This window comes from Exiguobacterium sp. s140 (assembly GCF_018617035.1).
GTDB lineage: Bacteria > Bacillota > Bacilli > Exiguobacteriales > Exiguobacteriaceae > Exiguobacterium > Exiguobacterium profundum.
Genome location: NZ_JACSJK010000001.1, coordinates 946,908 through 965,650, shown reverse-complemented (window position 1 = coordinate 965,650; position 18,743 = coordinate 946,908). Strand labels below are relative to the sequence as shown.

The 18,743-nt window shown below is 49.7% G+C and carries 22 protein-coding genes; 21 read left to right on the top strand and 1 reads right to left on the bottom strand.

All coding sequences use genetic code 11. The features are described from left to right. The first annotated feature begins 52 nt into the window (after positions 1-52). The 17 genes from KNO61_RS05020 to KNO61_RS04940 all read left to right on the top strand — a co-directional run bounded on the left by KNO61_RS05020 (position 53) and on the right by KNO61_RS04940 (position 13,715). Complete coding sequence (locus KNO61_RS05020; protein WP_015881466.1) at positions 53-625, top strand: heptaprenyl diphosphate synthase component 1; 573 nt, start codon at positions 53-55, stop codon at positions 623-625. A gap of 20 nt (positions 626-645) precedes the next feature. Beyond that, a complete protein-coding gene (locus tag KNO61_RS05015; RefSeq protein ID WP_015881467.1) occupies positions 646-1,347 on the top strand; it encodes a demethylmenaquinone methyltransferase in 702 nt (233 codons plus the stop codon). Between the two features lie 3 nt (positions 1,348-1,350). Next, positions 1,351-2,313 (top strand): polyprenyl synthetase family protein, encoded by a 963-nt coding sequence (locus KNO61_RS05010; RefSeq protein ID WP_214872708.1) that lies wholly within the window; start codon positions 1,351-1,353, stop codon positions 2,311-2,313. 91 nt (positions 2,314-2,404) lie between these two features. Next, positions 2,405-2,824, top strand: coding sequence for a nucleoside-diphosphate kinase (gene ndk / locus KNO61_RS05005; RefSeq protein WP_015881469.1), 420 nt, complete (start codon positions 2,405-2,407; stop codon positions 2,822-2,824). 101 nt (positions 2,825-2,925) lie between these two features. Next, entirely contained in the window at positions 2,926-3,705 is a 780-nt protein-coding gene (locus KNO61_RS05000) for a CheR family methyltransferase (protein ID WP_078146742.1), read from the top strand. 9 nt (positions 3,706-3,714) lie between these two features. Beyond that, a complete protein-coding gene (gene aroC, locus KNO61_RS04995) occupies positions 3,715-4,878 on the top strand; it encodes a chorismate synthase (RefSeq protein ID WP_214688854.1) in 1,164 nt (387 codons plus the stop codon). Continuing rightward, positions 4,872-5,927: a 3-dehydroquinate synthase gene (locus KNO61_RS04990; protein ID WP_078146744.1), complete on the top strand. Its 1,056-nt coding sequence runs from the start codon at positions 4,872-4,874 to the stop codon at positions 5,925-5,927. Before aroC ends, KNO61_RS04990 begins: the two co-directional genes overlap by 7 nt. Next, entirely contained in the window at positions 5,924-7,174 is a 1,251-nt protein-coding gene (gene aroA / locus KNO61_RS04985) for a 3-phosphoshikimate 1-carboxyvinyltransferase (protein WP_078146745.1), read from the top strand. The genes KNO61_RS04990 and aroA overlap by 4 nt, the downstream gene beginning before the upstream one ends. 29 nt (positions 7,175-7,203) lie before the next feature. Beyond that, positions 7,204-8,478, top strand: a complete 1,275-nt coding sequence (locus tag KNO61_RS04980; protein ID WP_214872707.1) for a tetratricopeptide repeat protein — start codon at positions 7,204-7,206, stop codon at positions 8,476-8,478. 23 nt (positions 8,479-8,501) lie between these two features. Next, the gene (locus tag KNO61_RS04975; protein ID WP_015881475.1) at positions 8,502-9,035 is read left to right on the top strand and encodes a ReoY family proteolytic degradation factor; all 534 of its coding nucleotides are present in this window, start codon (positions 8,502-8,504) and stop codon (positions 9,033-9,035) included. 160 nt (positions 9,036-9,195) lie between these two features. Then, on the top strand, positions 9,196-9,636 hold the full coding sequence (locus tag KNO61_RS04970) for a YpiF family protein (protein WP_015881476.1): 441 nt from the start codon (positions 9,196-9,198) through the stop codon (positions 9,634-9,636). Between the two features lie 110 nt (positions 9,637-9,746). Beyond that, positions 9,747-10,247 (top strand): QcrA and Rieske domain-containing protein, encoded by a 501-nt coding sequence (locus KNO61_RS04965; protein WP_015881477.1) that lies wholly within the window; start codon positions 9,747-9,749, stop codon positions 10,245-10,247. Positions 10,248-10,266: 19 nt separating this feature from the next. Beyond that, positions 10,267-10,938 (top strand): menaquinol-cytochrome c reductase cytochrome b subunit, encoded by a 672-nt coding sequence (gene qcrB, locus KNO61_RS04960; protein WP_015881478.1) that lies wholly within the window; start codon positions 10,267-10,269, stop codon positions 10,936-10,938. Between the two features lie 33 nt (positions 10,939-10,971). Beyond that, positions 10,972-11,766 carry a menaquinol-cytochrome c reductase cytochrome b/c subunit gene (locus KNO61_RS04955; RefSeq protein ID WP_015881479.1) on the top strand — a complete coding sequence of 265 codons (795 nt, stop codon included), beginning with the start codon at positions 10,972-10,974 and terminating at the stop codon, positions 11,764-11,766. Between the two features lie 86 nt (positions 11,767-11,852). Next, the gene (locus KNO61_RS04950; protein ID WP_214872706.1) at positions 11,853-12,470 is read left to right on the top strand and encodes a DUF1405 domain-containing protein; all 618 of its coding nucleotides are present in this window, start codon (positions 11,853-11,855) and stop codon (positions 12,468-12,470) included. A gap of 38 nt (positions 12,471-12,508) precedes the next feature. Continuing rightward, positions 12,509-13,192, top strand: a complete 684-nt coding sequence (locus KNO61_RS04945) for a zinc metallopeptidase (protein WP_015881481.1) — start codon at positions 12,509-12,511, stop codon at positions 13,190-13,192. A gap of 64 nt (positions 13,193-13,256) precedes the next feature. Next, positions 13,257-13,715 (top strand): GreA/GreB family elongation factor, encoded by a 459-nt coding sequence (locus KNO61_RS04940; RefSeq protein WP_214684454.1) that lies wholly within the window; start codon positions 13,257-13,259, stop codon positions 13,713-13,715. 42 nt (positions 13,716-13,757) lie between these two features. On the opposite strand, the gene KNO61_RS04935 is transcribed toward KNO61_RS04940, so the two are convergent. After that, positions 13,758-14,633: a YitT family protein gene (locus KNO61_RS04935; protein WP_015881483.1), complete on the bottom strand. Its 876-nt coding sequence runs from the start codon at positions 14,631-14,633 to the stop codon at positions 13,758-13,760. A gap of 112 nt (positions 14,634-14,745) precedes the next feature. Here KNO61_RS04935 and bshB1 point away from each other — a divergent pair, with 112 nt between their 5' ends. Genes bshB1 through KNO61_RS04915 form a run of 4 tightly spaced genes read left to right on the top strand, consistent with a single transcriptional unit; the run spans position 14,746 to position 18,618 of the window. Next, positions 14,746-15,429, top strand: coding sequence for a bacillithiol biosynthesis deacetylase BshB1 (gene bshB1, locus KNO61_RS04930; protein WP_015881484.1), 684 nt, complete (start codon positions 14,746-14,748; stop codon positions 15,427-15,429). Continuing rightward, positions 15,426-16,547: an N-acetyl-alpha-D-glucosaminyl L-malate synthase BshA gene (bshA, locus tag KNO61_RS04925; RefSeq protein ID WP_214872705.1), complete on the top strand. Its 1,122-nt coding sequence runs from the start codon at positions 15,426-15,428 to the stop codon at positions 16,545-16,547. The genes bshB1 and bshA overlap by 4 nt, the downstream gene beginning before the upstream one ends. Further along, positions 16,544-17,683 carry a CCA tRNA nucleotidyltransferase gene (locus KNO61_RS04920; protein WP_078146750.1) on the top strand — a complete coding sequence of 380 codons (1,140 nt, stop codon included), beginning with the start codon at positions 16,544-16,546 and terminating at the stop codon, positions 17,681-17,683. Before bshA ends, KNO61_RS04920 begins: the two co-directional genes overlap by 4 nt. Continuing rightward, entirely contained in the window at positions 17,656-18,618 is a 963-nt protein-coding gene (locus tag KNO61_RS04915) for a biotin--[acetyl-CoA-carboxylase] ligase (RefSeq protein WP_214684453.1), read from the top strand. Before KNO61_RS04920 ends, KNO61_RS04915 begins: the two co-directional genes overlap by 28 nt. The last annotated feature ends 125 nt before the right edge of the window (positions 18,619-18,743 follow it).

Here is an 18,743-nt window from a genome sequence, read left to right as displayed (position 1 = left end):
AAATGTGCTATACTATGTCAGAATGACAATGAAGTGGACGAGGGGGGATAGCATGGAACAGTTGACAAATGAATTCGTTGTCACAGACCTTGCTCGTCAAATCGAAACACGTATGAATCATCCCTATTTGACGAAACACGAGGTTGTACCAGCCGTCGACATGCTATTGCTTCGTTGGATGGTCGAGATGATTGATTTGGAATCGATTGAGCATCGACAACTCGTGATGGCAACCTATTTCGCACATCAAGCGCTTGATTTACACGACCAAGTGAACAGCAGCCCGAACGGGTCTTTGGCACGCCAATTAAAAGTGCTCGCCGGAGACTTTGCATCGGCTCAGTTTTATAAAATCTTGACGGACTTTCCATCATCATACAGTGATCGATTCGGTCAGTCTGTACAGCGGGTCAATGCGGCGAAGTGCACCTTATTGCTTGAGAAGAACGTTTCAATGAACGTTTGGCTCGAAGCGAACGTCGGATTGATTCAAACACTTTCCGAACTGATTGAACAACCTTATTTGACAACGAGCGGGAAACGAATGATTGAAAAGAAAGCGACAGCGCTTAGACAAGACCAAAAAGAGCAACTCACGACGTTGCTCGCGCATGCGGTCGCTTAGAACGGAAAGGATGTTACGCGTTGCAACCGATAGAAAAAGAGCAAAAAGTATACGAAGTATTTCAGTCCATTTCTCCGAGCTACGATACGATGAACTCGATTATCAGCTTCCGACTTCATAAATGGTGGCGACGGACAACGATGAAAAAAATGAACGTCTTTCCGGGGGCTAAATGTTTAGACGTTTGTTGCGGGACGGCTGACTGGACGATTCAATTGGCAGATGCTGCTGGAAACACGGGTGTTGTGAAAGGACTCGATTTTTCAGAGAACATGTTAAAAGTGGGAGAGGAAAAGGTCAAATCTTGGCCGAACATCGAATTGCTTCATGGAAATGCGATGGCTCTTCCGTTTGGTGACAACTCCTTTGACTATGTCACAATCGGATTTGGACTCCGAAACGTTCCAGACTACATGACGGTCTTGCGTGAAATGCACCGTGTCTTGAAACCAGGTGGGACGGTCGTTTGTCTTGAAACGAGCCAACCGACAGCACCGCTTTTTAAAGAGTTGTATCGTTTTTACTTTGGAACGGTCATGCCGCTTTTCGGTAAGGTCTTTGCCGGTTCATACGACCAATATAAATGGTTGCAGGAGTCGACCGATCAGTTCCCAGACCGTTTGACGCTCAAGCGGATGTTCGAAGATGCCGGGTTTGAACAAGTCGAAGTGAAGACATTCTCCGGAGGTGCATGTGCCATGCATCTAGGAAAGAAGTGGTGAACCATGTCTTTGAAGCGACTTTATCGTCATATGAACCGAGAGATTGATCAAATCGATCAATTCTTATCTACTCGAGTCAGGACGGACCACCCTGTCATTGAATCGGCATCGCGCCAATTACTCGATGCCGGTGGCAAGCGCATCCGACCCGCCTTCGTTTTACTGAGCGCCGGGTTCGGTGAGACGAAAGATATCCGTTTGACGAAAGTTGCCTCAAGTCTTGAGTTGATTCATATGGCATCACTCGTGCATGACGATGTCATCGATGACGCGATGCTCCGTCGTGGCAAACCGACCGTGATGGAACGATATGATGAAACAGTAGCGATGTATACAGGGAATACGTTATTCGGAGAAGCGATTCGTCTCGTATCCGAAATTGATTCACCAGAAGTGATGCGCATCATGGCAGATACGATGGAACGAATCTGTGTCGGTGAAATCAATCAAATCCAAGATCAATTTGAGTGGGGGCAATCACCGAAGCGCTATTTAGATCGGATTGCGCGAAAGACCGCTCTGTTGATTGAAACGAGTTGTGCGGTAGGAGCTGTCATCTCTGGAGCGTCTCCACAAATCGTGAGGCAATTAAGTCTGTTTGGATATGATATCGGCATGGCTTTTCAAATGACGGATGACTTGCTCGATTTTACCGCTAAGAGTTTTCAACTCGGTAAGCCGGTCGGGGAAGATTTGAAGCACGGTCATAAAACGTTACCGCTCCTGTATTCATCTGAGGACCCTGACTTTTATGAACGTCTCCGTCAAGTGAACGCCTCGACGGATGTGAAAGTGACGAAATCTCTCGTCCGGGAAGTGCAACGAAACGGAACGTTAGAACGCAGTCAACGGACGATTGATCGTTACGTCAACCGTGCCATCCGCCGACTAGACGGGTTGCCGGATGTTCCGGACAAGCGATCGTTAATTGAAATTGCGCAATATATTGGGAAACGCAAATGGTGAATGCCCATGTAACCCCTTTCAAAAATGTGTCGGACCGTGTACACTAAATACGTACATCGTACACATTTATAGACTTAGGGGGATTTGGGGAATGGAAAAGACATTTTTAATGGTTAAACCTGATGGGGTAAAACGTGGATTGATTGGGGAAATCATCTCACGCTTCGAAAACAAAGGATATACGTTGAACCGTCTCGAAATGGTGACACCGTCAGTTGAGGTCGCAGAGGCACACTACGCAGAGCATAAAGAAAAGCCGTTCTTTGGTGAATTGGTTGAGTTTTTGACTTCTGGTCCTGTTGTTGCGATGGAATGGGAAGGGGAAGACATCGTGGCCGTCTCTCGTTTAATGATCGGGAAGACGAAGCCAGTGGATGCTCAACCAGGAACGATTCGCGGCGATTTTGCATCGACGATGTCACAAAACGTGATTCATGGTTCTGATAGTGTGGACAGCGCGGAACGTGAACTCTCACTTTGGTTCGCTGAAGTGGCTTCACACGTTTCATGACTTTTCGAGGGACGGGGAAACCTGTCCCTTTTTGATTCCCTTTGAGTTGCCTGAGATCAGAAGAATGCGGAAATGAGAAAGAATTGAGGTTGAAATTGGTGATGAATGATTATGCCATCTTTGTAAAAAAGTTTTATATCAAGTCGGGTATTGACTTGAACTTATATAAAGAGGCGCAGATGAAGCGCCGTATGGTCGCACTACGCGAAAAGAAGGGGTATGCATCGTTTTTGGAGTATTTGAAGGCGATGGATACAGATCGTCAACTTTACGAGGAGTTTCTCGACCGGATGACAATCAATGTGAGTGAATTTTATCGCAACCCGATTCGTTGGCAACAGCTTGAAGAGGACATCCTCCCGCATCTGATTCGCTCGAGTCAAGGGAAGCTTCGCGTATGGAGTGCTGCCTGTTCAACAGGAGAAGAGCCATACTCACTTGCCATGTTGTTGTCGAAACATCTGGCTCCATCTCAATTTTCAATCATGGCCACGGACTTAGATGATGTCGTCATCGAAAAAGCGAAGCAAGGAAAGTACCATGAGCGGGCGCTCATCGATTTGCCGGAGGAGTTTCAGAAGCGCTACTTTACCCGTCGTGGCGACGACTATTATATTTCAGATGAGATCAAGCAACTCGTGACATTTAAGAAGCATAACTTGTTAGCGGATGTGTACGAACGTAACTTTGATTTGATCGTCTGTCGAAATGTCTTGATCTACTTCACTGAAGAAGCGAAAGAGAAGGTATATACGTCATTCCAACGGGCGTTACGTCCAGGTGGGATGCTATTTGTCGGTGGAACGGAACAAATTTTCCAACCGAAACGTTATGGCTACGCAATTAAGCAAAGTTTCTTTTATGAAAAAATAGATGGATGAGGTGATCGGATGCGTTATTTGACAGCTGGTGAATCACATGGTCCCGGTCTGACGGTCATCATTGAAGGGGCCCCAGCCGGACTCGCGATCGATATTGCGCAAATCAATGCGGAGTTAAAAAAACGTCAATCTGGTTACGGTAGAGGGCGCCGCATGCAAATCGAGTCAGACCAAGTAGAAGTTCGTTCGGGAATACGGCATGGCGTGACCACGGGTGCACCCATCACTTTTTGGATTGAGAATAAAGACCATACGCATTGGAAACACGTCATGCAGGCGGAACCGATTGAAAGCGACATCGAAGTGAAGCGCCGCGTCTCTCGGCCGAGACCTGGACATGCTGACCTGGTCGGTGGGATGAAGTATGACCATCGAGACTTACGTGACGTGTTGGAGCGCTCGAGCGCAAGGGAAACAGCGGCTCGTGTCGCGGTCGGAGCTTTCTGTAAGCAACTCCTTCAACAAGTCGGGGTGTCCCTCTTTAGTTATGTCAAAGTGATTGGTGGGGAACGTGCGGAGTCGTGTACATTCGATTCGCTTCAAGAAGCACAAGCAGTCGTCGATGCGTCACCGGTGCGTACGTTAGATGAAGCGGCCGCGTTGCGAATGATGCATCGCATCGATGAGGCCAAGGCAAATGGAGACTCGATCGGTGGGATCGTGTGTACAGAAGTACATGGTGTTGTACCGGGACTTGGATCATATGTGCAGTATGACCGTAAACTGGATGCGAAAATCGCACAAGCGGTCATGAGTGTCAACGCGTTTAAAGGTGTTGAATTCGGTGAAGGGTTCGAAATGGCGTATCGTCCGGGTTCTGAAGTGATGGACCCGATCGCATACGGGGATGATGGATATACGCGACTGAGTAACCATCTCGGTGGATTTGAAGGGGGCATGACAACGGGGATGCCGATCCTTTGTTCAGCCGTCATGAAGCCCATTCCCACCCTCTATAAACCCTTACAATCGGTCGATATTGATACGAAAGAGGCATTTTTGGCTCAAATCGAGCGGAGCGACTCGTGCGCCGTGCCTGCCGCGTCACTCGTCGTTGAGGCAGTCATCGCATTTGAAATCGCGAAGGAAATGTGTGAGACGTTCGGGCACGACACGATGGAACGAATCAAACATCGAGTCGATGAGTATCGGGAGGAGTTACGAGTATGGTAACGATTCCAATCTCAGCATCGACCCCATACGACGTCGTCTTGGACAATCAGGATCGTTGGATCGATTCGGTTGATTGGTCAAGGTATTCGATGCTATGGGTCGTTACGGATAAACATGTCGAGTCTCTTTACGGAGAGTCGTTCCGTTCTACATTGAAACTGACCCATCCTCACGTCGTCTCGTCCGTCGTCGAAGCGGGTGATGCGTCGAAATCGCTATCTCAGCTCGAGCAGCTTGTCGCAGAAGGATTGCGCCATGGATGTGACCGCCAGACGTTGATTGTCGCCTTTGGTGGTGGGATGATTGGCGACTTGGCTGGCTTTTTAGCAAGTGTCTACATGCGAGGCGTTCCATACATACAAGTGCCGACGACGATTTTGGCTCACGATTCGGCTGTCGGAGGCAAAGTGGCAGTCAATCACCCCCTTGCGAAAAATGCGATTGGTTCGTTCTATCAGCCATCAGGCGTTTATTACAACGTCACTCGACTGAACACCTTGTCCGTCCAGGAAGTGCGAAGCGGTCTCGGTGAGTTATTGAAACATGCGTACTTATCACGTTACGTCCTCGAATCCTCTTTCGAGGACGACTTGTTTTTAGACTTGAACGAGAACGAACCATTGGATTGGGTGTCGTGGCTTGCTCGTGGGATTCGAGTGAAACAAGCCATTGTCGAGAAGGACGAGCGAGAACAGGGCATTCGTGCTTGGCTCAACTTTGGGCATACGTTCGGTCATGCCCTTGAGTCGGTGGAAGCCTATCGGATCCCACATGGGGAAGCGGTTTTACATGGGATGGTGTTCGCTTTTCTCGTGTCTGGAGATGAAGTTCGAGCGATGCAGTTGTTCGATTGGATGCGTTCAAATGACGTCACGCCGATCGATTGGCAACCATTCGACCGCTACGTGGAAAAAATGATTCGGGATAAAAAGAACCGTCACGGTGCAATTCGTTTTGTGTTACTTCGTGAAACGATCACCGTTGAGTCGGTACAGCTAGAACATCTTCAACAGACGTTTGAACAGATGAAAGGATGGTGGGAACGATGAGTTTAAACGGTTCTATCCGTGTACCGAGTGATAAATCCATCACACATCGGGCATTATTATTCGGGATGATGGCGAACGGGACGACGCACGTGCGGAATCCGCTCCTCGGTGCCGATTGTCGTTCGACAATCGAGGCGATTCGATCACTTGGAGCCGATGTGACAGAACAGCAAGACGAACTAGTCATTAAAGGCATCGAGTCTCCGCGCTCGGCACGGCTTGACTGTGGGAATTCAGGTACGACGATGCGCCTTCTGATCGGTCTCTTGTCCGGCTATAACGGGTCGTTTGAGCTCGTAGGCGATGAATCGTTATCTAGACGTCCGATGCGCCGCGTTACCAAGCCTTTACGAAACATGGGTGCACATGTGACCGGGGATATGGCGCCTCTCGTCATCGAAGGGACGGGGCTTCGATCGATTGACTATACGTTACCGGTCGCGAGCGCCCAAGTGAAGTCGGCCGTCCTACTCGCCGGCTTACGTGCCTCGGGTACGACGGTTGTTCGAGAACCGATGTTGTCACGAGACCATACCGAGCGCATGTTGCCCCTATTCGGTGCGAAGCTGTCGATTGTAAACGAAGAAGGGTTACGCGTCATCCGTGTCGAACCCTCGACATTGACCGGATGTACGGTCGACGTACCGGCAGACCCGTCATCGGCTGCATTTTTCTGGGCAGGGGCGGCCATGGTGGCAAATAGTTCGGTTACGACGACGGACGTCTGTTTGAATGAGACGCGGATCGGATTTTTACGTACGCTCGAACGGATGGGCGCGAATGTCGTCATTTCGAACGAACGATTGGTCGGTGAAGAACGAGTCGGGGACGTGACGGTCACGACGAGTGAGTTATCCGGCACGGTCGTCGAAAAGGATTTCATTCCTTCACAGATTGATGAATTACCCCTGTTCGCTCTCGTCGCCTCTCAGGCGAATTCACCGTCCATCGTAAAAGATGCAGCGGAACTGCGCGTGAAAGAAACCGACCGGATTGAGGTGGTCGTCTCAGAACTACGCAAATTAGGTGTGGACATCGTCGGCACCGAGGACGGATTCATCGTCCAGCCGAGTCGCCTTCACGGAGGGGATGTCTCGACTTACGGAGACCATCGCTTGTCCATGATGTTACAGATTGCGTCACTCGTGACCGATGAAGCCGTTCACATCGAGGGGATCGAGGCATCCGATGTCAGCTATCCTCGATTCCGTGAAGATTTACAACGGGTTCAACGTAAGATAGAATAACGACAAACCGAAGCCCAGGAGGACGAACCATGCTAGATGAATCAGCTTTAACACATATAATCGAGATGCTTGAGTCAGGTGAGACGGAACATGCACTCATGCATCTAGAAGAACTTGAGAAGGAAGGGTCGGATGATGACCGTTTAGCCATCGCCGACCTCTATTTAGAGTTAGGTCTTGCCGACCGGGCGACAGCTGTTCTCTCAAAGCTATACGTCGACTATGAGGGAGACCCGAATGTCGCCTTATCGCTGGCGGAAGCGTATTTAGATAGTGACCGTGAAGAGGAAGCGATTGCCGTGCTTGAAAAAATCAAATCGGATGACGCAGATACGCAAGTGAGGAGCCTCGTCCTCCTCGCTGACCTGTATCAATCGCAAGGATTGGATGAAGTGGCAGTGAAGAAACTGATGGAGGCGCTCGAGAAAAATTCGGATGAACCTTTACTCATCTATGGATTGGCTGAATTGTATGCCTCGACCGGTTCATTTGAACAAGCCATTCCACTTTATGCGCGTCTTCCGAAGATGAAGTTGCCGGCTGAAATCGACTATCAAGCGGATTACGCGGAGGCCCTCACGATGGTCGGATCGTTTGAAGAGGCGCTCGAGGAATACGAGCGGGCCACACATCGCGATTTGAACACCGTCTTCGGTCATGCGATGACGGCTCATCGGATCGGACGTGAGGAAGTTGCGATCAAGCAGTTCAAAGAGCTTCAGGCGATGGACCCAGACTTCACGTCGCTCTACTTGCCTTATACCGAGGCACTCGATGCAATCGGGCAAACGGAAGAGGCCATCGAGATCGTCGATCAAGGCATCACGCGCGACGATTATAATGATGAACTGCGGCACGTCAAAGCAAGGCTGCTTCTCAAACTCGGAAATCGGGACGGTGCCATTAAAGAACTGCGTGAGGCGCTCGTGTTAAATCCAGAATCGTTACAAGCGACAGAATTGCTCTTGTCGATTTTATTTGAAGCAGGAGAATTCGATGACGTTCTCGAAACCATCGATGCACTCGAAGATCATACGACGTCGCCGCTCATGACATGGTACAAGGCGAAGGCGAAATATGAGCTCGAAGCGTATGACGAAGCGGTCAGTCTGTATGCCTCAATTGAGCCGATGATGAAAGAGGACGTGTCATTTGTGACGGAATGGGCTACACTGTTGATAGAGGAAGGTCGTAGACAAGATGCGCGACGTGTGGTCGAGCAATCGCTTGCATTGGTGGTCGATCTCGATGATCGCCAATTGCTCGAAGAACAGCTCGAACAATTGTCTGATGACGTAGAATGAATAAGGGAAGGGAATGAGGTCAGATGGTCGAGCGGAAACGTAATTTTTTGAAGCGATTCGTCGCTCATCATACGCTTCGGAAACGTGAAGCAAAGTGGATTCTTGACTATTGGTTAAGACATCCTGAAAAGCTTGGCAACGTTCATTTCGTGACAAACGCTTCAGTCTCACCACGAAGTCTCGTGATGACAGCGTACGGGTTTGACGGTGAACCGTTTCGATACCGACGGGGAGACCTTGTGACCATGAATCCTGAGAAGGCTTATCATGACATCCGTCTACACGATGGGCCAATCTATGTAGAGTTAAATTTTCAAGGCATGATGATCGATGAGAACTGGGTCGACATCGTCGAACAGAATCCGTTTGAACCAGTGGCAGAAGTGAGAGACGAAGTCTCTTCCTCTGCTCAAACGGTCATTCAAGCATCGGTTGCTCAATTTGAAGAAGAGCGATTGCTGATTGAAATCGATAAAGCGCTCGACCGACGAGACGAGAATTTATTCCGCAATCTGACGACTCAACTTCATCAAGTGCGAGCATCTAAATTATTTTGAATAAAACAAGCGCTTCCGTTCCGGTAGGCGCTTGTTTTTTGGTATATTAATTACGTAGGAATACACATTTATTTCACAGTTCGTTCATAACTTTGAAAGGTGAGCGAAGTCATGTACGCTACAATAGACATGATGAGATATGAAGGAGAGGAGGGAAAAGATGAGGTTCGATAGTCAAGGGGCACTCCGCTCGATTGCCGAACGACAATACGTCGATACGCTCATCGTTCCGCTCGCAGAATTGGCGTTTGGTGAAGATATGGTTCGTAAAGCCGAAAGCTATGAAGTGATTCATGCCGTCACGGCTGAGACAGAACGTCAATTATCTGGTCGAACGATGCTCAGCCCGACCATCAGTTACACCGATGTGGAAGCTGGTGTGAAGTTGGCGCAGGATGTGGTGGCGAAAGCAAATTCATCCGGATTTTCTCACGTATTGTTTATCGCGTCAGACGTCCGTTTCAAAGCATTTGATTTGCCGGTTTTGTTCGTACCGCCGCTCGCGCTTGGATCGATGTCAAGCGATCAGGCGCACACGATGGTCCAGAATTTTGCGACGCAAGTCATCACGGAACTTTCGAGCCGTTGGATGGCGACATGAAGCGGTTGACGTAGAGGTTTTATTGATATACTATTTTGTTGAGTGAGAAATTTTTGTGAAGAATGCATAAAGAATTATGGGGTTATGCACACGAATGAGGGGGGAACGAAATGGCTCAAAATGGGTCAAAAGTCACGCGCCGTCAGTTCTTAACGTACACACTGACTGGAGTAGGTGGCTTTATGGCGGCAACATTGATCAGTCCGATGGTCAACTTTGCGATCGATCCGGTTTTGAAAAAATCCGGTGCAGGCGACAAAGTAAAAGTAATGAGTCTTGATGACATCACGACTGAGCCGCAACGTGTCGACTTTAAGAAACAAACACAAGATGCTTGGTATGAATTTGAAGAAACGCTTTCAGCATGGGTTTACAAAACAGATAGTGGCGAGATTGTCGCGCTTTCTCCGATTTGTACACACCTAGGTTGTCAGGTAGCCTACGCTGGTGACCCGACTCGTCCAACAGAATTCTTCTGTCCATGTCACTTGGGACGTTATGAAAAAGATGGAACGAACATCCCAGGTACACCACCGACAGCACCACTTGCACGTTATGAAAAAGAAGAAAAAGACGGCTTCCTATATTTAGGTAGTCCAGTCGCTCAGTAATGAGAGGGGGAACTAGCCGATGTTACAAAAAATTTATGACTGGGTCGATGAACGCGTAGACATCACACCGCTCTGGCGCGATATCGCAGACCATGAAGTACCGGAACACGTCAACCCTGCTCATCACTTCTCTGCATTTGTCTATTGTTTTGGCGGTTTGACGTTCTTTACAATCGTCATCCAGATCCTTTCAGGGATGTTCTTGACGATGTATTACGTACCAGATATCATCAACGCGCACGCGTCGGTGTATTATTTGCAAAATGAGATCGCACACGGACAAATCGTTCGTGGGATGCACCACTGGGGCGCATCTGTAGCCATCGTCATGTTATTCTTACATACGCTCCGCGTGTTCTTCACAGGATCGTATAAGAAGCCGCGTGAGCTCAACTGGGTCGTCGGTGTTCTCTTGTTCTTCGTCGTCTTGGCGCTCGGACTCACAGGATACTTGCTTCCATGGGACATGAAGGCATTGTTCGCAACAAAAGTTACGCTTCAAATCGCTGAAAGTGTACCGGTTATCGGTGGTATTGCGAAGACACTTCTCGCTGGTGGTGAGATTGTCGGGGCGAGCACACTCGCACGATTCTTCGCAATTCACGTCTTCTTCTTACCGGCGGCATTGTTCGGACTGTTGGGAGCCCACTTCTTGATGATTCGTAAACAAGGGGTTTCTGGACCGCTATAAGCCGATTCGAGGAGAAAAAGGAGGAGAAACGATATGCATCGCGGTAAAGGGATGAAATTTGTAACCGACTCTCGAGTAGGAATCTCGAATCGGAAACAAAACATTGCAAAAGACTATTCAGAATACCCAGGACGCACAGAGGCGTTCTGGCCGAACTTCTTGCTCAAAGAGTGGATGGTAGGGTCGGTCTTCTTGATCGGATTCATCGCTTTGACAATTGTCGAGGCACCACCGCTTCAAAATATCGCCGATCCAACGAACACGTCATACATTCCGTTGCCGGACTGGTATTTCTTGTTCTTGTATCAATTACTCAAATATCAATTCGCTGCTGGGGACTGGATCTTACTCGGCACAGTCATTATTCCAGGTTTGGCGTTCACGGCACTTCTCGTTGCACCATGGCTTGACCAAGGTCTTGAGCGTCGACCGGCGAAACGACCAGTCGCGATCAGTTTCATGTTACTTGGAATTCTCTCGGTCTTCTACTTGACTTGGGAATCTGTTCAAACGACACACTGGGATCAAGTCCATGCACAAGGTGAGCTTCAAATTCCAGGTGAAGGTCCTGAAATCGATACAGCGGCTCCAGGATATGAGATTTATTCGGCTCAATCTTGCGTCAACTGTCACGGTCAAAACCTAGAAGGTGGAGCAGCGGCTCCAGCACTCGTCGGAACGCAGTATACGGCCGAAGAGATCGCGGAAATCGCGGTCAACGGTGTCGGTACGATGCCAGCTGGTCAGTGGGACGGTTCAGATGAAGATCTCCAAGCCATGTCTGAGTTCATCGCTTCATACGGTGAAGGCGGCGAAAATAACAAGTAAGTCTTCAAGTGTAGCCTGGATATCGGGCTACACTTTTTTACTTCTGCACGACGCATACGATAAACTGAAGAAAAAGGATTGAGATAATGAACCCCATGTTTTTAAAACCGTTCTTGATGCATCGGATTGTACTGACTGTTTTATTGATCATCAACTTGGGAGGGACGATTTACGGATATATCTGGTATGAGCCTCAATTGCGTGACACACCGTACATCTATTGGCTGTTCGTACCGGATAGTCCGACGGCATCATTTTTCTTTACGATTGTTCTCGGACTTTGGTTAGCTAACAAGCGCTCCCCGTTGTTCGAGACACTCGCCTTCATCACGTTGGTCAAATACGGGGTCTGGGCCGTAATCATGAACATCATGTATCTCGGTACGTTACCACCGGATGCGCCGACCTTGAGCATCTTGATGGCTGTCATGTTGATGGTCTCTCATGGTGCGATGGCGATTCAAGCACTCATCTACGCACCATTCATGAAATGGACCATTACTTCGTTTGTCTGTTCATTGATTTGGGTAATTCATAATGACGTCGTCGATTATGTGCTCGGTCAATGGCCGCGCTATCCGTCACTCGCGGAACATATCATGTGGATCGGCTACGGCTCTTTCTGGTTGACCGGATTATGTTTTTTTATGGGATATGCGTTCGTACTACGCCCATCGCTTGAAAATAAGGTCATAAGAATGTAAAATCAAATTATCAAATACATGCAGAGGTGAAATAGAAAATGTCATTAGGTGGCTATATTTTCTATCTTGCACTGATCATGCTCATCCCCTTATGGGCCCAGATGCGAGTGAAAAGTACGTATAAGCAGTTTTTGAAACAACCGCTCCAAAGCGGTGTCACAGGTGCACAGGTCGCTGATTTCATCATGAAACAAAACGGTGTGCACAACGTGAGAATCGAAATGGTCGATGGACTCATGAGCGACCACTATGACCCGGTCAATAAAGTCGTTCGTTTGTCTCGCGAAGTGTATCAAGGGTCGACAATCTCGTCTGCCGCGATCGCTGCGCACGAGATCGGTCACGTCATTCAAGATGCGACAGACTATAAGATGATGCGCGTCCGCCATAGTCTTGTTCCGGTCGTCAACATCACGTCGAACTTGTCTTTCCCATTGTTGCTCGGTGGTTTCTTATTCGGGGCACTCGGGTTGGCTCAACTCGGTGTCATCATGATGCTCGGGGCGGTCGTGTTCCAGTTGATCACGTTACCGGTCGAGTTCGATGCATCGAAACGAGCGATGGCGCAATTGACGTCTCACGGAATCGTGACGGCGACAGAAGAGACTGGTGCACGTAAAGTGTTGAATGCCGCGGCTTGGACTTACGTCGCTGCAACGCTCGTTGCGGTTGCCGAACTCATTCGTTTGGCACTCATCGTCTTTATGCCACGTGAGGAATAGGATTGAATGGAATCCCGTCGGTAGGCGGGATTTTTTAATTTTTTGACGAAAGGAATTGTTGTCAATGAAACCGCAACTGACAGAGACAGGTCATCACCAATTGACAAATCGACTTGTGAGGCTAAAAAAAGAGCGAACGGATGCGCGTAAACGGATACGGACGGCTCGAAAATTTTGTGATTTCCGTGAAGACGTCACCTATCGTGAAGCGGTACATGAATATGAACGGATCGAGGCGGATATTTTAGAACTGAATCACCTCCTTGATGACGCGATCATCGTTATATCGGAACGTTCGGAAGTCGTGACGTTCGGAAATCAGGTCGTGATTCGGGAACTACAACAAGTAGAGACCGAGCGCTATCGAATCGTGAGTGAGGCAGAAGCGGATCTAGAACGAGGAAGCATATCCGTGACATCGCCACTCGGTCGTCGTTTGATGGGTGCGACAATGGGGCAAATGATTCAAGTGGAAACGCCAGGAGGTACGATTCAAGTCGAGGTGCTCCACATCGAACCATAAAAAATCGCCCGTTCATCCCTGTGAACGAGGCGATTTTTTTGCTTATTTCAAAGGCATCCGATTTTCATCGAACGTAAACCCTTCGCCCCCGACTTCATACACGTGATGGAACGTGACGAACGCATGCGGGTCGATCTGTTTGACGATTGTCTTCAAACGGTTCACTTCGTTACGGCCGACGACGACATATAAGACCTCGAGTTCTCGGTTCGAATAACCGCCTTTCGCGAGCAGTCGGGTCGTGCCCCGGTTCATCGTCGCATGAATACCGTCGGCGATAGCAGTGCGGTGGTCACTGATGATCATCGCCGCTTTACCGGCATACGTTCCTTCTTGCATCGAGTCGATGACGCGTGCCCCGATATAGACGGCGAGAAGCGTGTACATCGCCTCACGAATGTCGAGGTATGTCAAACTGAGGACGATGACAAAGAAGTCAAAGATGAGAAACGTCTTCCCAATCGACCAGCCGATATAGCGTTGTACGAGTCGCGCGATGATATCGACGCCGCCCGTCGTCCCGCCATTGTTAAAGATGATGCCAAGACCGACTCCGATGAAGAGACCGGCGAACAAACTGGCGAGCACCATGTCATCCGTCAAGTCGATGACGAGCGTCGAATACTTGGCGATGAGTGCGTACCAAAGTGAAAAGGAGAACGTCCCGATTAGTGTATAAACGAAAGTCGTTCGACCTAACAACTTGTAACTCATGAAAAAGAGCGGTATGTTTAGTGCCAAGTTCGTGACAGAAGGTGAGATATCAAATAGTCCGCGGAGAATCAGTGTGATCCCGGTGAACCCACCCTCGGCCAAATTGTTTTGGACGTTGAAGTGATAAACGCCGAATGCAAAAATAAAAGAACCTATTAAGATAAAAATAATATTTCGAACACGAATCGGTAATTGTACCGTCATCAGGTTCACCTCCCCTTAGATAGAGTACTCGAAAAACAGTTCGATTGACTACCCTGAACATATGACATTCAGAAACGAGTCGGCTATACTTTTCAAAGAAGAGGTGATGTAGATGAAAGTAGTAGCCATCGGGGCACATCCGGACGATATCGAAATCGGGATCGCCGGCATGACCGCCCAATGGACGAAAGAGAAGACTGAGGTCGTGTACGTCGATTTGACGAGAGCGGAACTTTCTTCAAATGGTGATGTAGAAACGAGACGACAGGAGGCAAGTGCGGCTGATGACGTGCTTGGTGTCCGTCGAATCAATCTAGGATTTAAAGACCGGGGGATTGACGGGGGAGAAGAGCAGCTCGAGGCAATCGTTTCCTTGATTCGCCGTGAGCGCCCAACCCACTTGCTCTATCCATATGAGGTCGACCGCCATCCGGACCATGCGGCCTGCGCCCATCTCGTGACAGAGGCGCTGTTTAATGCCGGGATTCGGAAGTACTTACCCGAACTCGAGGCATATCGTCCGGAAAGTGTGTACCAATATATGATCAATGCTCACGTCGAACCGGATGTGTGCGTGGATATTAGTGACACGATCGAAGTGAAGACACGGGCGCTTCAATGTTACGCGAGTCAGTTCACCCCCGTCGATGGGGTGAAGACACCGCTCACCGATGCGTACGTGGAACGGGTCATCGCCCGTGAACGCCATTTTGGGAGCTTGATTGGCGTCGCTTATGCGGAAGGCTTGAAGCGCGTTCGACCGTATGTCGTAAAACAGGCAGGTGAGCTCGCATGACATATCGGATTGGGATTCTGTGTTATCCATCGGTCGGAGGCTCTGGGATATTGGCGACAGAGCTCGGCATGAAGCTTGCGGACCGAGGACATGACGTTCATTTCATTACGAGCAGCATGCCGTTTCGTTTGAACGCCTATCACCCGAATATCACGTTCCATCAAGTCGAAATCAATCAATATTCGGTCTTTCGGTATCCGCCGTACGACATGACGCTCTCAGCGAAAATCGCGAGCGTCATCCAATCGTTCGGGCTTGATGTCATCCATGCACACTATGCCGTACCGCATGCCGTTTGTGCCGCGCTTGGTCGCGAGATGGCGGGAGTGAAGACTCCGATCGTGTCGACGTTACACGGGACCGATATTACCGTGCTCGGTGAGGACGAGGAACTGAAACCGGCCATTCTTTATGGATTGCGCCAATCGAACGCGATCACGGCGGTCTCGCATAGTTTGAAACGAGAGACAGAAGAGCGGATTGCCAGTGATTTACCGATCCAAGTCATCCATAACTTCATCGATGAATCGGTGTATACGCCTCAACTCGACCCGACACTCCGGGAACGGTACGGCTTGTCGGATGAGGACCGGGTCGCCATCCACATTTCAAACTTCCGTCCTGTCAAACGCGTCGACCTCGTCCTTGAGGCGTTCGATCAGATGGATGTTCCGAATAAGAAACTATTGCTCGTCGGAGACGGTCCGCTCATGGGTGCGATGCGTCGACTCGTGACGGAAGTGGGGCTTGAAGAGCAGGTCATTTTTGCCGGGAAACAAGAACAAGTCGCCGCACTTCTGGCAATCAGTGACGTTCACGTCCTGTTATCAGACAAGGAGGCGTTCGGTCTCGTAGCGCTCGAGGCAATGGCGACAGGTGTGCCCTCTGTCGTGAGCGATGCGGGCGGGCTACCTGAAGTGATCACGGACGGTGAGGACGGTTTCGTCGTTCCAAAAGGGGATGCGAGCCAGGCCGCCTCTGCGATGGAGCGGCTCTTGACCAATCGTTCGCTACGAGAACGGTTCCGACAAAATGGATTGGTGAAATCCCGGCGTTTCGCCTCACATGACATCGTGACCGAATATGAGCGCTTGTATGAACAGGTGGTGACATCATGACAGAATGGGAATACGCAAAACAAATCATCGACACCATCGAACAGCATGGGGGCGAGGCGTATATCGTCGGTGGTGCTGTTCGGGATTACGTGCTCGGGAGTCTGCCCGATGATATCGATTTGGCGACGTCCCTCTTCCCGGAGGAGGTGATGGCGCTGTTCCCGAAGTCGGTTCCGACCGGTATTGAACATGGGACCGTCACGGTCATTCTCGACCACCATCCGTTCGAAGTGACGACATTCCGTTCAGAAGGGTCATATTCGGATTCGAGACGACCGGACCATGTCGCACTCGGGGTGTCGCTTGAAGAGGATTTATTACGAAGGGACTTCACGATGAACGCGATGGCGTTCCATGATGGGCGAGTGGTCGATTTATTCGGTGGCCAACATGATTTAGAGGAACGAATCATCCGAACAGTCGGCAGTCCGTTTGAACGGTTCGGAGAGGACGCGCTTCGCATCATGCGCGCGCTTCGCTTCATGTCACAGCTCGACTTCACCTTACATGACGAGTTGCGGGAAGCGGCGAGCGGGCTCGGTCATAAGCTCGAACAGATTGCGATGGAGCGTATCGCAATCGAATTCGAGAAACTGTTGACGGGACCTGCGTATAAGAAAGCACTAGGTGAGATGGTCGAGCTCGGCATTCATCGTCATTTACCAAACGTGACGACCGAACTGATGCAGCGTGTCCAAGAGGACAATCGGACCCCTGTGAACGCGGTCAGCGGGTGGGCACTCTTTCTCTATCATGCACAGGATGACGGCTGGCTATCGCCATGGAAACGGTCGAACGCCATCAAACGGGAGGCACGCACACTTGCACAGCTCTGTGAGACAGGGCTTGACCGGATGACGATTTATGCGACGGATGAACAGACGCTCTCCACTTATTTCCGAATGAACGGGGAGAGAGACCGAAGCCGTGAACTGAAACAGTCGCTCCCGATGACGTCACGGAAAGAGTTAAAGTTTAACGGCCGGGACGCCTTAGCGCTCGGGGCACGAGGGGAAGCGATCAAGCATCTGTTAGCCGACCTCGAACGACGCGTCATCTTAAACGAGTTACCGAACCATGAGACAGTATTGAAAGAGGAGGCGAAACGATGGCTTCAACGCGCGGGCGTGTTCTGACGCTATTACAAGATGGTGAAGTATGGAGTGGCCAAGAGTTGGCCCGTCAATTAAATATTTCACGTACCGCTATTTGGAAACATATCGAAACGCTTAAGCAAGACGGTTATGCGATTCATACGATCCCAAGAAAAGGATACCAATTGCTTGAGCAAAGTGACCGATTCGATGAACCGGCGTTTGCGTCATATCGGAAGGGACGGTTCGGTCAAATCGTCCATGCGTTTGACCAAATCGACACGACACAACGAATCGCCCATGAGCTGGCGCAACAACACGTGCCAGAGGGGACGCTCGTCATGAGCGAGGAACAGACGGCAGGGCGCGGACAACTCGGTCGAAATTGGTACAATCCGAAGCACGTCAATATCGCGGCAAGTGTGATTTTAAGGCCGGAGTTGCCCATTCGCGACGCATCAAAGCTTACCTTGATGGCGGCGAGTGCGTTTGCGAAAGCGTTGAATGCACGTGACCTTGACGTGACCATCAAATGGCCAAACGATTTACTGCTAAATGGCAAGAAAATCGGAGGCGTTCTGACAGAAATGCAAACGGAAGGTGACCGCATCCAAGCCGTCATTTTAGGGTTTGGAATGAATGTCAACGGCGATGACATTCCGACGGAGTTGGCGCACCGGGCGACCTCCCTGTATTTAGAGACCGGGACGCGGTATCATCGCAGTGAGTTATTGGCAGAACTGTTGGCAGAACTCGAGACCGAATACGATCGGTTCCTTGACGTGGGATTTGCGCCCGTTCGCTTGAACTGGATGAAACATGCCGCCTATTTAAATGAGTCGGTCACCTTGAGTGGGTCCCGGACGTCGCGAACAGGTGTCATGCGTGGCATCTCGGACGAGGGGGCGTTGCTACTCGAAGTGGATGGAACGGTCGAACCGGTCTATTCTGCTGAGATTGCAGTGTGGAATGATTGATGAAAGCGAGACCATCGACTATACTTAATGTGTCGGACGCTATCAATTTTTGAAGTGTACCGCGCTTGCAGACTGTCACATTCAGTTGTCTGCCTTGATCATTATGACAGGGACAGAAGGACACT

Coding starts and splice junctions, on each gene's coding strand:
- KNO61_RS05020 (WP_015881466.1), top strand. CDS start 53: ATGGAACAGTTGACAAATGAATTCGTTGTCACAGACCTTGCTCGTCAA.
- KNO61_RS05000 (WP_078146742.1), top strand. CDS start 2,926: ATGAATGATTATGCCATCTTTGTAAAAAAGTTTTATATCAAGTCGGGT.
- aroA (WP_078146745.1), top strand. CDS start 5,924: ATGAGTTTAAACGGTTCTATCCGTGTACCGAGTGATAAATCCATCACA.
- KNO61_RS04990 (WP_078146744.1), top strand. CDS start 4,872: ATGGTAACGATTCCAATCTCAGCATCGACCCCATACGACGTCGTCTTG.
- KNO61_RS04955 (WP_015881479.1), top strand. CDS start 10,972: ATGCATCGCGGTAAAGGGATGAAATTTGTAACCGACTCTCGAGTAGGA.
- KNO61_RS04950 (WP_214872706.1), top strand. CDS start 11,853: ATGAACCCCATGTTTTTAAAACCGTTCTTGATGCATCGGATTGTACTG.
- ndk (WP_015881469.1), top strand. CDS start 2,405: ATGGAAAAGACATTTTTAATGGTTAAACCTGATGGGGTAAAACGTGGA.
- KNO61_RS04965 (WP_015881477.1), top strand. CDS start 9,747: ATGGCTCAAAATGGGTCAAAAGTCACGCGCCGTCAGTTCTTAACGTAC.
- bshA (WP_214872705.1), top strand. CDS start 15,426: ATGACATATCGGATTGGGATTCTGTGTTATCCATCGGTCGGAGGCTCT.
- KNO61_RS04935 (WP_015881483.1), bottom strand. CDS start 14,633: ATGACGGTACAATTACCGATTCGTGTTCGAAATATTATTTTTATCTTA.
- KNO61_RS04920 (WP_078146750.1), top strand. CDS start 16,544: ATGACAGAATGGGAATACGCAAAACAAATCATCGACACCATCGAACAG.
- KNO61_RS04970 (WP_015881476.1), top strand. CDS start 9,196: ATGAGGTTCGATAGTCAAGGGGCACTCCGCTCGATTGCCGAACGACAA.
- qcrB (WP_015881478.1), top strand. CDS start 10,267: ATGTTACAAAAAATTTATGACTGGGTCGATGAACGCGTAGACATCACA.
- KNO61_RS04980 (WP_214872707.1), top strand. CDS start 7,204: ATGCTAGATGAATCAGCTTTAACACATATAATCGAGATGCTTGAGTCA.
- KNO61_RS04945 (WP_015881481.1), top strand. CDS start 12,509: ATGTCATTAGGTGGCTATATTTTCTATCTTGCACTGATCATGCTCATC.
- KNO61_RS04975 (WP_015881475.1), top strand. CDS start 8,502: ATGGTCGAGCGGAAACGTAATTTTTTGAAGCGATTCGTCGCTCATCAT.
- KNO61_RS04940 (WP_214684454.1), top strand. CDS start 13,257: ATGAAACCGCAACTGACAGAGACAGGTCATCACCAATTGACAAATCGA.
- bshB1 (WP_015881484.1), top strand. CDS start 14,746: ATGAAAGTAGTAGCCATCGGGGCACATCCGGACGATATCGAAATCGGG.
- KNO61_RS04915 (WP_214684453.1), top strand. CDS start 17,656: ATGGCTTCAACGCGCGGGCGTGTTCTGACGCTATTACAAGATGGTGAA.
- KNO61_RS05010 (WP_214872708.1), top strand. CDS start 1,351: ATGTCTTTGAAGCGACTTTATCGTCATATGAACCGAGAGATTGATCAA.
- aroC (WP_214688854.1), top strand. CDS start 3,715: ATGCGTTATTTGACAGCTGGTGAATCACATGGTCCCGGTCTGACGGTC.